Here is a 15,322-nt window from a genome sequence, read left to right as displayed (position 1 = left end):
AAGCATTAATAACTGCCACGCGTATCGCCAAGACCGCCGGATGGGAAATCGCCCTCCGGCGGTCTTAAGCTTGCAGCTGTTCCCGCGGGAAGAAACTAACTCCGCTCCCGGGAGACAGGGCGGGCCGTTTCTTCTTGCGCTTGCCGGTATTCGGTGGGCGCGACGCCGTATTTTCTGGAGAACGCCCTGCTGAACGAGTACAGATCGGGGTAACCGGAGGAAAGCGCGATTTCCGTAACGGAGTGCTCCGTTTCCTTGAGCAGGCGGGCCCCTTTCTCCAGCCGAAGCGACTGAATATATTGCCCCGGGGATTGCCCGATATGCCGCTTGACCATCGCCGAGAGATACGATCTGTGCAGATTGAAGCGCTCGGCGATATTGCTCACGCCGATATCTTCGGCGAAGTGTGTCTGCATGTAGCGCAGGCAGTCTTCCAGCCAGCCTTCCCCTCCTTCGGCCGCCTTGCTCAGGCGGCTCTGAAGATTGGCGAACAGGCTGTAGATCAGGCTTAAATGCCGCATCTCCATATCCGGTCCGTTAGGCGGCGCTTCGATCGTCTGCTGCAGCAAATGCAGGCCGTTCCCGTCGAGCAGGCCGCTTCCGTACGGATGTTGGGGCGATATGCCGAGGGATGCGGCCAGATCGGGCGCTTGAGGCCCGTCGAAGGCAAGCCAATGCATGCGCAGCGGACGATCGGAGGGAACGACGCCATATTCGTGAACCGTTCCGGGAAACAGGCAGAAGACGTCGCCTTTCCCCAGCGTGACCGCGCCGTCGGGGTAGCGGTAGCTTACCGAACCATCGACAACAAAATGCATACTGTAGTATTCGATTCTCCGGGGGCCTACTTGATAGTTTGGCTTGGCGCGGTTGGCGCCGGCACGAAGGATCCAGATGCCGCCCTTCTTCAAGAAATCAGAAGGGTTAAAGAGGTAATCTACGGCGTATTCATGCATATATTCTTTCATGCGAACGAAACCTCCTGTCGGCTGCCGCAGCGCCTCAACATGTGATATCACTGTACCTCATACCTAACAAATTGACAAACGAAAGCTAACGAAAGGATATTTACCGGGGCACAGCGCTTGACTATGATGAGGAGGACGAGGTGCTCATGATTGAGAGCGGGGCACGAATGAAGGGAGCCGACATGAAGAAGAGACCGAATATTTTGCTGATTACAAGCGACCAGCAGCATTGGAACACGATTGGCGCGTTCAATCCGGAGCTGCGGACGCCGAATCTGGACCGGCTGGCGCGGGAAGGCAGCACATTCAACCGGGCGTACTGCCCGAACCCGACCTGCACGCCGACGCGCGCCTCCATGATCACCGGCAAATATCCGAGCCAGCACGGGGCATGGACGCTCGGCACGAAGCTGTCGGAGAACGAGCATACGGTAGGCGAGGATTTCAAGGAAGCCGGCTACCGCACGGCGCTGGTCGGCAAGGCGCATTTTCAGCCGCTTAAGAGCACGGAAGAATATCCTTCGCTGGAATCGTATCCGATTATGCAGGATCTTGATTTCTGGCGTACGTTTCACGGTCCGTTCTATGGCTTCGACCGCGTGGAGCTGGCCCGCAACCATGCGAACGAGGCGCATGCCGGGCAGCATTACGCGATCTGGATGGAAGAGAAGGGATGCTTGAACTGGAGGGATTATTTCGTCGCGCCCACCGGCACAATGGATCCGGCGCTTCAGCACAAGTGGCCGATACCGGAGGAATACCATTACAATACTTGGATTGCGGAACGGACGAATGCGCTGATGGAGCAATACGACGCGGATGGCGAGCCGTTCTTCCTCTGGGCGAGCTTCTTCGATCCGCATCCGCCTTACTTGGCGCCCGAGCCTTGGGATACGATGTACGATCCGGACCAGCTGACGATTCCGCAGCTCGTGCCGGGCGAGCACGACCGCAACCCACCGCATTTTCGCATGACGCAGGAGGATGCGCCGGATTTCAGCGCGTATAAGGAGTCGGGATACGGCATTCACGGCTATCATTCGCATACGAATCTGCCGGATGAAGAACGCAAGCGGCTGGTCGCGACCTATTACGGCATGGTCAGCCTGATGGACAAATATATCGGCCGCATCCTCGACAAGCTGGACGAGCTGGGACTGGCCGAGGACACGATCGTCGTCTTCACGACGGACCACGGGCATTTCTTCGGCCAGCACGGCTTGCAGGCCAAGGGCGGCTTCCATTATGAAGACTTGATCAAGCTGCCGTTCATCGTCCGCAGCCCGGGCCGCGTTCCGGCCGGCTCCGTATCGCCGGCGATTCAATCGCTTGTCGATTTGGCGCCTACTTTCTTGTCGCTCTGCGGTATTCCGGTTCCGCATTCGATGACCGGGGTCGATCAAAGCGACGTATGGCAGGGGCGCAAGTCTTCGGCGCGCGATCACGCGATCTGCGAGTTTCATCACGAGCCGACATCAATACATCAAAAGACGTACGTCGACGCCCGCTACAAGATTACCGTCTATTACAATCAAACGTACGGCGAGCTGTTCGATCTGCAGGAGGATCCGCAAGAGATCGACAATCTGTGGGATCATCCGGACCATGCCGGACTGAAGAGCGGGCTGCTGCTGAAGTACATCTGGGCGGAGCTGGGCAAGGAGTCGATGTGGATGCCGCGCATCTGCCACGCTTAGCTTTCCTTCCAAATCGAAACCGATATATTCTGCAGGCATCCGGTCTGGTCGATTGATTCTGAGCCGATGTCCGGTCCGTTCCGACCGACGCGTACCTCGCGCGTGCGTCGAGGACGGAGGGGCTTCGGCTTCTTCGATTGCATAATGCATAATCGCGCAAGCGCGCCGCTTTTTCTATTGAACGGGTTTGCGGCTCCGGCATGAGGTCGACAATAAATAGCAGGGAGGAGGCGCCGCGATGCTCTTCACGGCATTAAAGCCGATGATCGTAGGGATGGGCAAGGAAGCGTTCGATGACGAGGACTGGGTCTTCGAGCCGAAGTACGACGGATGGCGCATTCTGCTGCATAAGCAAGGCGAGCGGCTCGAAGCGTATACCCGGTACGGCAGCGTCGTCACGGACAAGTTTCCCGAGCTGAGAGAGGCCGTATCGTCAATCAGGGCGCAGGAGGCGATTCTGGATTGCGAGGGGATCTGCCTGCGCGGCGGCCGTCCGGTATTCGACGACTTCGCGTTTCGGGGCAGGCTGAGCCATAGCGCTAGCATTGCCCGGGCCGTGAAGACGCATCCCGCTACATTCGTCGTCTTCGACGCGCTATATACGGACCGCGATCTTGCGCATGAACCGCTGACCGAGCGGAAGAAGCGTCTGGACGCGATCGTGGCGGATTCGGCGGCGCTGACCAAAACGATGGTCGTGGACGGGCAGGGCAAGGCGCTGTTCGCACTGACCGGGCAGACCGGGATGGAAGGCATCGTGGCGAAGCGGAAACGATCGCTCTACCGGTTCGGGACCGTTACGGCGGATTGGCTGAAAATCAAGCATTTCAAGACGATCGACGCGATCGTGCTGGGCTATCGGACCGAACCGCATTTCGCGCTGGCGCTCGGCCTTCATTTCCGGACGGTCCGGTACAAGCCTGTCGGCACAGTGGAATTCGGGTTCAAGCCCGAGGAGAAGCAAGCCTTCCTGACGCTTGCGCAGCGGCTGCACCGGGAGCGCGACAAGAAGACGCAATGGATCGAGCCGCGTCTCTGCTGCCGGATCGACTATCTGGAACGGACGGATACGCATCAATTGCGCACGACGGTGTTCCGGGGCTTCCTCCCGGACAAAAATCCGGATGATTGCAATTGGAGCTATGACTGACCGCGGCTGCCGCGGGGAGCCGGGCGGGGGGAGTACAGTCCGCATAGATCGGGCTTCCCGTCAGCTCATGCCGTTTCTATAAGGCGATGTTGACAAACCACTCAACATGTGTAAAATGAGAATTACTGGAAGGTGGTGGCATCCATGAGCGGATTTGGCGAGCTTCTCCGAGATTTGCGCAAGCAGCGTAAGGTTACCCAGCGTCAGCTTGCGGAACGTGTGGGAATTGATTTTACCTATATCAGCAAGATCGAGAGCGGCACGATGGATCCACCGGCAGAAGACAAGATTATCCGAATCGCCGAAGTGCTGCAAGCAGATCCGGAAGCGCTTATACTCGCCGCGAAGAAGGTCCCGAAGAGCTTCCAGAGGCTAATTACGGAGAATAAAGAGATCCCGGTCTTTCTTAGGAAAGCCTCCGAGCTGTCTCCCGCGCAATGGAGAAGGATCAAGGAGATCATCGACGAGGAAGGCGAGGGGGAGCCGCAATGAAAGCCTCCAGATTCATTACACGCGAGCAGATGGAAGCGTTGACGGAACAGATCCTGGAAGAGTACGGTTACGACCCGCGCGGCAAAATCATTCAACCCGTCCCGATCGAAGAGCTGGTCGAATTTCATTTCGACCTGCAGATTTGTTGGGAGACGATCGACCACTTGGATGCGGGCGGCATCGTAATGGCAGCACTTTTGCCGGATCAAAGGCAGATCATCCTGAATGAATCCCGGCGCGACCTCTTTGACAGCAAGCTGGGGACGTATCATTTTACATTGGCTCATGAACTGGGGCATTGGGTGCTTCATTCCGGCGAATCGCCGGCTATTCTGCGATTAAGAGGCGCGGAGCAGAACCGCTCCTCGAAGCCGGCGGAAGAAGTGCAGGCCGATCTGTTTGCGGGCTGTCTGCTGCTGCCTGAACCGATGCTGGTTCGCGCGGTGGATCAGCTGAAGCGAATGGGCCGTATTCATCTGTCGAATCTCTACGCGCTGGCAGATTGTTTTCAGGTGTCGATCTCCGCGCTCTCGGTTCGTTTGACACAGCTGCACCTTCTGCACATCGATTCGGCGGGTTATGTGAGTCAGCCTGCTCCTGCAGACAGGAAGGGCAGGCTCGAGCAGCTGACGCTTGATATTTGATTTTTTTTGCTACAAAAGTTGAGTTGAATATCAACACAACAAATTTTATTCCATACCAATTCGGAGGTTGATGAGAATGCCAAACCAGCAGAATCATGAGGATGACCCAATCCGTATAAGCTGTTACAACGCCGCCAGACAGCGGTACGGCGATGATGTTCCTGAAGCTGTCATTTCCCGCCTGGAGGAGGAACTGCAGCACATCGTCAGGAATGGGTTTTCCGATCCTTATATAGTTGCGGCGCGCATCGTAGACAAGGCGAATGCCGATGGATTCACGATGGCGATCCGGGGCTCGGTCGGCTCCAGCATCGTGGCTTATTTGCTTGGCATAACGGAGGTCAATCCGCTGCCTCCCCATTATCAGTGCCTTGAGTGCAGACATGTGGAGTGGGCGGCGGACGCCGTAGACAGCGGTTTTGATTTGCCGAGCGAGCTCTGCGCCAAGTGTGGGGGGAAGTTCGTAGGCGATGGGCATCGTATTCCGTATCAGACGTTCTTCGGAGCAGATGGCAATACCTCTCCGAACATCGACTTGTATACGGCTTGGGAATATGAAGAGCACGCGAACAATGAGTTGAATTATCAGATGCATAACAGCATTTGGAGGAGCGGCATTCCTGTACCTGATATCATTCCGCACAACGCGGCATCCGTCTTAAAACGAGTGCATACGCTCACGGGGATCGACCCCAGAAGCATCCCGATGAATGACCCCAAAGCATTAAGCTTATTCCGGTCAACCGACGCAATTGGCGTGACTCCGGATCAAATCAAGAGCAAGGTCGCAACATACGGTATTCCGGAAATGGGCATCGGCCCGGTGAGGGACATGCTCCAGATGACGCAGCCGTCCTCGTTCAGCGAGCTGGTCCAGATCAGCGGACTTTCGCATGGAGTCGGGACTTGGGACGGGAACGCGCGAGAGCGGATACAAGAGGGGGCCGGAACGCTCCGGACATCGATTGCCTGCAGGGATCAGCTAATGATGGACCTTATGAAATTTGGGGTTGATATGGAGACAGCCTACTCGATCACAGTGAGCAAGAGAAAAGACCTTCCGATAGCGGAATCGGTTGAAGCGATGCTGGAGAGCAAAGTCCCGGCATGGTATATGGAATCGTATCGGAAGGTTAGATACCTGTTTCCCAAATCCCATGCGGTCTCTTATGTAATCTCGGCCGTACGGTATGCGTTCTATAAGCTGCATTTTCCTATGGAATTTTATGCGGCCTATTTCTCCGTACATGGGATTGATGTAGATATGGAATTGTGCACCCGGGGAGAGAGGGACATCAGGAACAGTCCGGAGGAGGTCCGGCCCGAAGGCTATCATACCCTGCAAGGAATGGCGCCAGAGAAGGCACTGCAAGAGATGGCGCTAGAATTGGCGCTAGAAATGAACGCTAGAGGCATGCGCATCCGGAAGTCCTCGCATGCAGGCGGGAGGTATGTCGTCGAGAGTGAGCTCTACGGCACGCTTGAAATACCATTCATAGCCCGACAACAAAGTCATAGAGTCATATAGCAGGCGAACATGTGCCGGAGATGAGAGAGATGTGGGTGAATTTCGTTGCTTTCTATCATCTCCGATATTCGATTCATTCGCGATTTCTGTCGAAGGAGAGACTCTATAACCCCGAACGAATCATGTCGAAACAATTATTTGACTATTCTTTGCATAATCATGCAACCTTCGCCATTTTTCTGCGTCTAACATTTGGTAACACTATCATTTGGTCGAGGTGGATAATGAAAAGCAAGGTTGCGCTATTATTGTCTCTATTCTTTGTTTTATTCGCTGCTATACCTAGTGTCCAAGCCGCACCGGATGCTGCAATTAAGCTCTATCTCAATGGTCAAGAACTTACATCGCCCCTTCCGCCGCGCGTCATCAAGGAGACGACTATGGTGCCGATTCGGATTATTTCGGAAGGATTAGGCGCACCGGTTACCTGGGACAAGGCCAAGCAGACTGTTACGATAACCCATCTTAATACGGTTCTTGTGCTGGACATGCTCAAATCAGAGGCCTATGTGAATGACCAAGCCGAGAAGCTGGACCAACCGCCTATTGTGGAGAAGGGAACTACGCTGCTGCCCATCCGTTTTGTATCGGAGCGTCTAGGCGTAACCGTTGAATGGGATGCGTCTGCGAATTCGGTACGATTATGGAGAGATGATTCCGGCAGCGATCCGGCAGTCGATCCAGACGGAGAAATTAACCCTAATCCATCTACATATCCGGCACTACAATCCATTCAGCTAGCCAACAATCAACTGGTGATACAAGCGAATGGGAATCTTACGCCTAACGTATTTACCTTAGCGAACCCGGACCGACTGGTGATCGACCTGCCAGGCCTTACCTTTGGTGAACTGATTAGCGATCCGACTGCAGGCACCCAAGGGGAACTCGCGAATTTACCGGCTGAGAATTCTCCCGTGTTCAAGATTCGCTATGCGATGAGCGTTCCTGAGACCTCTACCATCCGTATTGTGGCCGACTTGAAACAGCCGACCAACTATCAAATCGTGAACACAGGTGATCCTAGCAATCTAACGATCAATCTGGAGTCTCATGCACCGGTAGCGCCAGGGAATGGAGCTGTACTTGTCTACCATTCTCACTATCAGGAATCATGGTTACCGGAACTGCCAGGAGTAACGAATCCGAATTTGGCTTGGAGCCCTACCAAGAATATCACCACGCTGGGTGAACGGCTTGCGATGAACCTGCAAGGCATGGGGATGGAAGCTTTTCATGCCAGGGAAGACTACCAGAAGATTTACGGAAAGAACTACAAGAACTCGCAATCCTATCAATATTCCGAGAAGACCGTCAAAGAGTACATGGCGCTACATCCTCAAATCCAATATTTAATCGATATCCATCGTGATTCCAGTTCACGGGGACCAACGACGCTCAATGTTGACGGCGTGAGTTACGCCAAGATATACTTCGTCATCGGTTTAGAGAATCCGGACTGGAAGAAGAACGATGCCTTCGCCAAACAGATTCAGGCTATGATGAATGATAGATATCCCGGCATATCCCGAGGGATCTATTACAAGGACCGGAAATCCGGCAATGGATGGTATAACCAACAGCTATCGCCGACTAGCGCGCTGATCGAAGTCGGCGGAGTAGAGAATACGATTGTCGAATCGAATCGGACGATCGATATTCTAGCCGATGTCTTAAACCAAATTCGTATTGGCAGCGGGCTAAGTGCAGAGAAGTAAATAACGACGGTATGCAAGAAGCCGCGGGTGAACGTTGTTCATTCCGCGGCTTTCTCTATCCTCTCTATCTTAGACGAACCTACCTCTTCCTTGGATATTTAATGCATAGGCAACATTTCCTTTTCTAATTGCGTCATATTAAGGAAATAATTGCAACCGAAGGCGGATGGTATGTGGGCAAACGAATCGATACAGGTCTCCGAAGATAAATAACGTCTAGTTTTCGATTCTGATCCCTGGTCACCGAAATTACCCTATACAGAGGAGATGAATGAACGATGACGGATAATGCAGGCGGCGGCGTGCGTGGTCTGCGCGCACGACCATCAGCAGGGCTGTTCCACGCCGTGCAGCATTCTTATGGAATTGACGGCTTAGAAGGTAGCATCGACCTTGGTGGATCCAATACGCTGAACCTGCTCCTTGCTGATGATCACAGCCGCTATGTAGCCCGGGTATACCGGCCATGCGTTACCGAAGCCAGGCTTAAGGATATCCAGCTCGCTCGTCAAGCGCTCCATGCGGGCGGCGTGCCATCATCGGAAGTACTCTCGGCACGGGATGGGCGGCAATGGACTGAATTCGACGGTCGACTCATTGAGGTAGAGAAATATGTAGAGAGCGATACTTGCATGAATGGATACGATGACCTAATCGCTGCCCTTCCATTACTGGGCCTTATTCATACGATTCTGCAAGGGATCCAATTTAATACGGCAGGAAGAAATCCGATCTTTGCCAACCACATTGAGCCGGACAAAGCGCTAAGCATGACCTTGCAAGGCACTGGGCGTATACGAGGTTGGAATACGTCAGCCGATTTCAGACTCGCAGACGCCGCGGATGAACTGGCTCATTTGGTCTCGGACGGTGAACAAAAGCTGATTTCGATGCTTCCACGACAAGTCGTGCACGGTGATTACTGGCATAACAACGTGTTATTCCGCAATGGCCGCGTAGTGCTCGTCACTGACTTCGACTTCATGGGCGAGCGCGCGCGAATCGATGATCTTGCACTGATCTTGTACTACTTTGGGTGTTCTAACGAACCCGTCTCGGAGAAGCGATTAGACAGATTGCGCAGTCTTACCGATTCTTATGACGAGGGCTTAGCCGAGCACTTGTCGATCACGGAGCGGTTGGCTCTCCCGCTGGCGATCGCACGGCAACCATTGTGGTCAATCGGCGGGTGGATTGCCTTGCTGGATGATGAGAAAGCTGCGCGGAGGCACGCGGCAGGTATGCTCGATGAGGTGGAATTTGCGCTGCGCATAGTACGGGAGTTGGACAAATGGCAAGCAGCGTTCACTTAGGTACTCTTCTTGGAGCATGATCGAAGAATCATTCGATTAGAATTTTTTCATGTAACCCTTCTGTAACAACATCTTCATCTTATACTAATGTTCGGCGGGTATGCTTGTACTACCCCTTTTTATTGATATATGTGTGAAACCCGCAGCTAAGGCTTGCGGGTTTCCGTGCGTTTACAGGCCGTTCATCCTGGCCATATTCGCTGAATGGAAGGTGTTTCATGACGGAAGGTGAGGTGGTATACATCGGGATTGGATAGAGCCGCCCATTCGTCGAAGCCGATTCGGGGATCGTAATAGTTGAGCAGCAGCGAAATCAGGTTTCCATGCGAGACAATGACAACATGATTATCCTCGCTGTGCAGCACTTCATTCATGACAGCAGCAGCGCGGTTCATCGCTGTGCGGCTGGACTCGCCGCCTTCATAACAAAGGTCCAGATCATCATAGGTTCTTCGCAGTCTTTCGCGCCATTCCGGATGACTCTGTCTGGATAGGAGCCGTTCTTGTAAACGATCGTCCAGCCTGACTTCGATTCCAAGCTTGCCGGCGAGCGGCGCAATGGTTTGGGTTGCCCGTTCATAAGGGCTTGAGAGGATGGATTGAATATTCCGATCGATAAGAAATTCCGCAAGCTGATCGGCCTGCTCCAAGCCGGCATCCGTTAAGGGCGCATCGGCTGATTGTCCCTCTGCCTTGCAATGCCGAACGATATACACATTTTTCACAACTCGCGATTGTGGATTCATGCCGGTGACCATTCCTCCCGCAGTTCGATTAAGTCTCTATTATACGAGATAGGAGTCTCTTATAGTTCGCTCCGCAGGAGATTTTTCCATTTGATTATATTGTTGATGGCCTGGTCTTCACCGCCCAAGTAAATATCTTCGATGGTCATGGACCACTTCCGAAGCTGTCGTCTCCTATCCTTATTAGGAATAGGATTGGATATTTTACTTATATTGGCCGTCATCTCGCGGTTCTTCTTTAGAATATAAGCTGGTTCCCAACCATGATCATAGGCCTCCTTAAACAAATGGACCAGCTTCTCATAGCCTTCTTCGGTGAAATTGGAAGGGTGTTGGATCATATAACAGGAAACAAGCCAAAAATGTAAGGCGTATAATTCCGGGTCACGATGCTCCCAAACAAGGGGGAAGCCGAACTGTTCATAGCAGGACAACCCGTCGATCGCCTTTGCTCCGCATTCAATACATCGGCCGGACTCCATAACTGTATTCTGATCGACCACGACTATACAGCCTCCTTTTACAACGAAATGGAATGGAATGCTCGATTAAAAGAAACAAGAAGCGAAGCTGGAAGGATTGATTCTGAAGATTGATTCTGAAGACTATTTCCATCATTGACCAATTCGGGAATGACCGATAAGATAAAACAAAAGCCGCCAATCCGTTAGATTCGGGCGACTTTCCTTCTGAGCTGCCGTTATTGCAGACGATAATCGTCTATTTTCTCGCCGTTTTCCCATATCTCAACGAACAGCGCATCGCAATTGTCGAAATCGGACGGAGTTAGCGAAAGTGCTTTTTCCTCGTCTTCACCTACATACACATTGTCCATTTCATCCTCGTTGAACGAGAGGACGACATACAGCTTCATACGACAGAACCTCCAGCAAGCAGATATTGTGCATTATTATAACATAGCGACAGAGCAGATGCCTCTAACAAATAGCAGCGTTCACGCTTGCAAAGTCAAAGGAGAGACGGAAGATGGGCGAATGGAATGAGCTGAACGATGAATCGCAAACCCGGTGGGATGCCAACGCGGGATATTGGGACGACTATATGGGCGCCCAGAGCAATCAGTTCCATCGCGAATTGATTAGACCCCATACCGAGCAATTGTTGAAGCCGGCAGAAGGCCAGACGATACTCGATATTGCATGCGGCAATGGGAATTTCTCCAGAAGATTAGCCGAATTGGGCGCTAATGTGGTTGCATTCGATTACAGTCCGAATATGATTGAACGGGCAATAGCGAGGTCTGCCGAATATGCGGGCCGGATCGAATATCGAGTAGCAGATGCTTCGAGCACCGCGCAGCTGCATGAGCTTGGGATCGAGCGTTTCGACAGCGCCGTCGCCAATATGGCGTTAATGGACATTGCCGATATCGCCCCATTGGTCCAATCGCTGCTAACTCTGTTGAAACCGGACGGTATCTTTGTATTCTCGATCACTCATCCTTGCTTCCAAAACGCCCGGCATGAAGAAGCTGCATGAAACCGAGGACCGGGACGGTGAGTTGATCGCCAGAAACAGCATTCAGACTTACCGGTATCAAACTCCGGAGCCATACCAGGCGATCGGGGTGAGAGGGCAGCCTGTTCCGCACTATATGTTTCACAGGCCGTTAGCCTATTACATGAGTTTATTCTTCCAATCCAGCTTTGTGCTGGATGGGCTCAAGGAACCCAGCTTCGAACGCGTAACCGAAAGCAAGGCATTCGATTGGTATGAGATTCCTCCTGTCATCATTCTGCGGTTCAGAAAACCTTCGAAAGCTTAGATAGAACCGAAGCGTACCTACGCTTAACATACCTGGCCGTACTAGCTCCTGCTCCTGAGGAAAGCCACTGAAAAGGTCCTTACAAAGAAAACAGGTATAGTCTCTTACTTTGGTGAGGGGACAATACCTGTTTCTGTTGTATATGGGAGGTATTTGGATCCGGGGAATAAGTATTGTAATGTCGCTTAAATATGGAACGAACGCATTGCGCAACGTTATGATTCGCCTGTAAAATTTGGCCTATTTATACGAAAGTTAATGATTTTATGCTGAGTGTAATAAAAATAATTGAGAAGATGTGAATTGGAGGCTGATTAAACGGATGAAGGAACGTTTGTACTATATTGACCGTTTGCGGACAGTTCTCACGATTTTAGTAATTTTTCACCATACGTCCATTACATTTGGGGGTGAAGGGAGTTGGTATTACGTTGAAGTGACCGGAGACGAATTGACGCCGACGAAAGCGATGTTAAGTTTGTTTACCGGCGTGAACCAAGCATTTTTTATGGGGTTTTTCTTTTTGATCTCGGGTTATTTTACGCCTGGCGCATACGTGAGGAAGGGGCCGATGCGATTTTTGGCGAATCGATTCATCCGTCTCGGTATTCCGCTGATCGTTTACTTGGCGGTGATCGGTCCGGGAATGGTTTACGCGCTTAATTTCGCGGATACGACATCGTTATGGTCTTTTTACAAGGAATGGGTACTTACGTTAAAACTGTTGGATTTCGGTCCGTTATGGTTTGGAGAGGCGCTGCTTTATTTTTCCATCATCTATGTTGTTTATGGGTGGATCAGGAAAGAGAGCAAAGAGAAGTCGGAAGTACGCAAGTTCCCGAGTCATACAATGATCCTGATCTCTGCGGTAGTTGTCGGGATGGCCGCATTCGTGATTCGCCTTGTTTTTCCTACGGGAACAGATGTACTCGGTTTGCAGTTTGGTTATTTCGCTTCTTATATTTTATTGTTCGTGGTTGGCATAATCGCTTATCGGAATAAATGGCTGGAGCAGCTTTCCGCCCGTATTGCGCGAAGATGGCTATGGGTGTCGCTCGCTGTTCTGCCCGCCTTGCCGATTGCAGCGATTATCGACGGGGGATCGCTGAGCGGCGGAGCCAATCCGATCGCATTCATTTATGCGTTGTGGGAGCCTTTTGTCGCGTATGGCATCATTATGGTTCTGCTCGTTTGGTTTCGGGAGCGGTTCAACCGGGCGAGCCGGTTGTTCCATTGGCTGTCCGATAACGCATTTACGGTGTACATCATTCACCCGCCGATAGTGGTGGGGATCAGTCTTATGTTGAAACAATTTGCATGGCCTGCGGGGTTGAAGTTTCTTGTGGTCGGGCTACTGGCGACGGTATGCTGTTTTGCGGCATCAGCTTTGATCCGTTTCATACCAGGCACCAGGCGTGTGTTATAAAAGACAAGAAGCAAATTGCGAGGTGCCCGATGTTCCTGCCTGGCTTGGAAGAAGCGTTTCGCGAAATCTATCCAATGGCCAAACGTTATGTTTCATTAAAAATAAGAAAAAAGCTGCCCCTGTGACAGCTCTTTCTATTTAATCATTAGCAAGCAAATCTTGTACTGCTCCGGATGTTCTCGTATCTCAACGGTCAGCTCGAAGAAATCGTCATGCCCATTTTCCCACCACATGTTAGATCATCGCTATTTAGTCGGGTTCTTCTTCCAATCTGCCGCAAATTTTTCGATTCCTTGATCCGTTAGCGGATGCTTGACTAGCTGCTCGATAACGCTAAATGGAATGGTGGCAATATGAGCGCCAGCCATAGCTACGCGGGTTACATGGTCAGGATGCCGAACGGAAGCAGCGATGATCTGGGTATCCATGTTATGAATACGGAACAGTTCCGCTATTTTGGAAACCAATTGCACGCCGTCTTCGGAGATATCGTCCAACCGTCCCAGGAAAGGGGAGACGTAGGTCGCGCCGGCACGAGCAGCCAATAAGGCTTGGTTCACCGTAAAGATTAGCGTGACGTTGGTTTTGACGCCTTTCTTGGCCAGATACCGGCAAGCCTCCAAACCGTCCAGCGTCATCGGCAGCTTGATCGTCACGTTCTTGTCTCCGCCATTGATCTTGATCAATTCTTCTGCTTGCGCGATCATCTCTTCTGCAGTTTCGGCATCGGGCGTTACTTCGGCGGAAACCGATTCAACCTCAGGAACGAGCTGTAAAATTTCCGCAATGCGATCTTCGAATTTCACGCCTTCTTTGGCCACTAGGGAAGGATTCGTTGTTACCCCGGATAAGATCCCGATTTTATAGGCTTTCTTAATATCCTCGACATTGGCTGTATCGATAAAAAATTTCATGTTTCATAACCTCCGTCTATGTTGATGTTAGTTTTTCTCGACTGCATGTCCGCCGAACTCGTTCCGGAGCGCGGCTACCACTTTGCCGGTGAATGTATCGCTTTCTAAAGACCGGTACCGCATCAACAAGGACATCGCGATAACCGGAGTCGCGGTTTGCAGATCCAATGCTTCTTCGACCGTCCATTTCCCTTCACCGGAGGAATGCATAATCCCTTTGATATCCTCCAGATTCGTATCCTTGGAGAAGGCGTGTTCCATCAGCTCCATGAGCCATGAACGGATAACGGAACCGTGATTCCATACGCGTGCCACTTTCTCATAGTCATAATCGAAATCACTCTTCTCCAGCACTTCGAAGCCTTCGCCTATGGCAGCCATCATGCCATACTCTATTCCGTTATGAACCATCTTCAGAAAATGTCCGCTTCCTGCCTTACCTGCATAGAGATAACCATTGTCCACGGCCGTATCCTGGAATATCGGCTCGACGATCTTCCAAGCTTCTGCATCCCCGCCGATCATGTAGCAAGCGCCATTGCGCGCGCCTTCCATTCCGCCGGACGTGCCCACGTCCAGAAAGCTTACGCCGATTTCACGAAGCTCGTTATGTCGGCGAATCGACTCCTTGTAGTGTGAATTGCCGGCTTCGATGACAATATCTCCTTTGGACAGCAGGGGAGAAAGCTCGCCGATAACGGAATCGACCACGTTATGCGGGACCATGATCCAAACGATTCTCGGCGGTTCCAACGCTTGTACGAGCTCCTTCAAGCTTGCTGCGCCTTCGGCGCCTTTGGTTCTCATTTCTTCTACTGCAGAGGCATTCAAATCGAAGGCGACGACCTGATGGCTGGAATCCATGAGATTTTGCCCCAGATTCAAGCCCATTTTCCCTAAACCGACTAATCCGACTTTCATTTGCTTCCCCTCCGTATGA

At 52.0% G+C, this 15,322-nt stretch carries 16 protein-coding genes; 10 read left to right on the top strand and 6 right to left on the bottom strand.

Annotated elements, in window-relative coordinates; all coding sequences use genetic code 11:
- Positions 1-95: 95 nt before the first annotated feature.
- Complete coding sequence (locus tag L1F29_RS27085) at positions 96-968, bottom strand: helix-turn-helix domain-containing protein (protein WP_258385137.1); 873 nt, start codon at positions 966-968, stop codon at positions 96-98.
- A gap of 182 nt (positions 969-1,150) precedes the next feature.
- Here L1F29_RS27085 and L1F29_RS27080 point away from each other — a divergent pair, with 182 nt between their 5' ends.
- The 7 genes from L1F29_RS27080 to L1F29_RS27050 all read left to right on the top strand — a co-directional run bounded on the left by L1F29_RS27080 (position 1,151) and on the right by L1F29_RS27050 (position 9,510).
- Positions 1,151-2,665, top strand: coding sequence for a sulfatase family protein (locus L1F29_RS27080; protein WP_258389820.1), 1,515 nt, complete (start codon positions 1,151-1,153; stop codon positions 2,663-2,665).
- Between the two features lie 238 nt (positions 2,666-2,903).
- Positions 2,904-3,815: an ATP-dependent DNA ligase gene (locus tag L1F29_RS27075; RefSeq protein ID WP_258385136.1), complete on the top strand. Its 912-nt coding sequence runs from the start codon at positions 2,904-2,906 to the stop codon at positions 3,813-3,815.
- Between the two features lie 144 nt (positions 3,816-3,959).
- A complete protein-coding gene (locus L1F29_RS27070) occupies positions 3,960-4,307 on the top strand; it encodes a helix-turn-helix domain-containing protein (protein WP_258385135.1) in 348 nt (115 codons plus the stop codon).
- Positions 4,304-4,951: an ImmA/IrrE family metallo-endopeptidase gene (locus tag L1F29_RS27065; RefSeq protein ID WP_258385134.1), complete on the top strand. Its 648-nt coding sequence runs from the start codon at positions 4,304-4,306 to the stop codon at positions 4,949-4,951. Before L1F29_RS27070 ends, L1F29_RS27065 begins: the two co-directional genes overlap by 4 nt.
- A gap of 76 nt (positions 4,952-5,027) precedes the next feature.
- Positions 5,028-6,479 (top strand): PolC-type DNA polymerase III family protein, encoded by a 1,452-nt coding sequence (locus L1F29_RS27060; RefSeq protein WP_258385133.1) that lies wholly within the window; start codon positions 5,028-5,030, stop codon positions 6,477-6,479.
- A 224-nt stretch (positions 6,480-6,703) separates the two neighbouring features.
- Complete coding sequence (gene spoIIP / locus L1F29_RS27055; protein WP_258385132.1) at positions 6,704-8,197, top strand: stage II sporulation protein P; 1,494 nt, start codon at positions 6,704-6,706, stop codon at positions 8,195-8,197.
- A 278-nt stretch (positions 8,198-8,475) separates the two neighbouring features.
- Positions 8,476-9,510, top strand: coding sequence for a phosphotransferase enzyme family protein (locus L1F29_RS27050; RefSeq protein WP_258385131.1), 1,035 nt, complete (start codon positions 8,476-8,478; stop codon positions 9,508-9,510).
- Positions 9,511-9,692: 182 nt separating this feature from the next.
- On the opposite strand, the gene L1F29_RS27045 is transcribed toward L1F29_RS27050, so the two are convergent.
- From L1F29_RS27045 to L1F29_RS27035, 3 genes are all read right to left on the bottom strand, one after another.
- Positions 9,693-10,235, bottom strand: coding sequence for a histidine phosphatase family protein (locus L1F29_RS27045; protein WP_258389819.1), 543 nt, complete (start codon positions 10,233-10,235; stop codon positions 9,693-9,695).
- Positions 10,236-10,315: 80 nt separating this feature from the next.
- Positions 10,316-10,759: a DUF5946 family protein gene (locus tag L1F29_RS27040; protein ID WP_258385130.1), complete on the bottom strand. Its 444-nt coding sequence runs from the start codon at positions 10,757-10,759 to the stop codon at positions 10,316-10,318.
- A gap of 197 nt (positions 10,760-10,956) precedes the next feature.
- Positions 10,957-11,130 carry a hypothetical protein gene (locus L1F29_RS27035; protein ID WP_258385129.1) on the bottom strand — a complete coding sequence of 58 codons (174 nt, stop codon included), beginning with the start codon at positions 11,128-11,130 and terminating at the stop codon, positions 10,957-10,959.
- Positions 11,131-11,243: 113 nt separating this feature from the next.
- On the opposite strand from L1F29_RS27035, the gene L1F29_RS27030 reads away from it, so the two are divergent.
- From L1F29_RS27030 to L1F29_RS27020, 3 genes are all read left to right on the top strand, one after another.
- A complete protein-coding gene (locus L1F29_RS27030) occupies positions 11,244-11,756 on the top strand; it encodes a class I SAM-dependent methyltransferase (protein WP_258385128.1) in 513 nt (170 codons plus the stop codon).
- Positions 11,740-12,042: a hypothetical protein gene (locus tag L1F29_RS27025; RefSeq protein ID WP_258385127.1), complete on the top strand. Its 303-nt coding sequence runs from the start codon at positions 11,740-11,742 to the stop codon at positions 12,040-12,042. Before L1F29_RS27030 ends, L1F29_RS27025 begins: the two co-directional genes overlap by 17 nt.
- A 322-nt stretch (positions 12,043-12,364) precedes the next feature.
- Complete coding sequence (locus tag L1F29_RS27020; protein WP_258385126.1) at positions 12,365-13,468, top strand: acyltransferase family protein; 1,104 nt, start codon at positions 12,365-12,367, stop codon at positions 13,466-13,468.
- A gap of 245 nt (positions 13,469-13,713) precedes the next feature.
- On the opposite strand, the gene fsa is transcribed toward L1F29_RS27020, so the two are convergent.
- Together fsa and gnd are read right to left on the bottom strand one after the other, a co-directional pair.
- Entirely contained in the window at positions 13,714-14,382 is a 669-nt protein-coding gene (gene fsa, locus L1F29_RS27015; RefSeq protein ID WP_258385125.1) for a fructose-6-phosphate aldolase, read from the bottom strand.
- Between the two features lie 27 nt (positions 14,383-14,409).
- Positions 14,410-15,303, bottom strand: a complete 894-nt coding sequence (gene gnd, locus L1F29_RS27010) for a phosphogluconate dehydrogenase (NAD(+)-dependent, decarboxylating) (RefSeq protein WP_258385124.1) — start codon at positions 15,301-15,303, stop codon at positions 14,410-14,412.
- Positions 15,304-15,322 lie beyond the last annotated feature (19 nt).

This window comes from Paenibacillus spongiae (genome assembly GCF_024734895.1).
GTDB lineage: Bacteria > Bacillota > Bacilli > Paenibacillales > Paenibacillaceae > Paenibacillus_Z > Paenibacillus_Z spongiae.
This window is presented reverse-complemented; position numbering and strand designations above follow the sequence as displayed.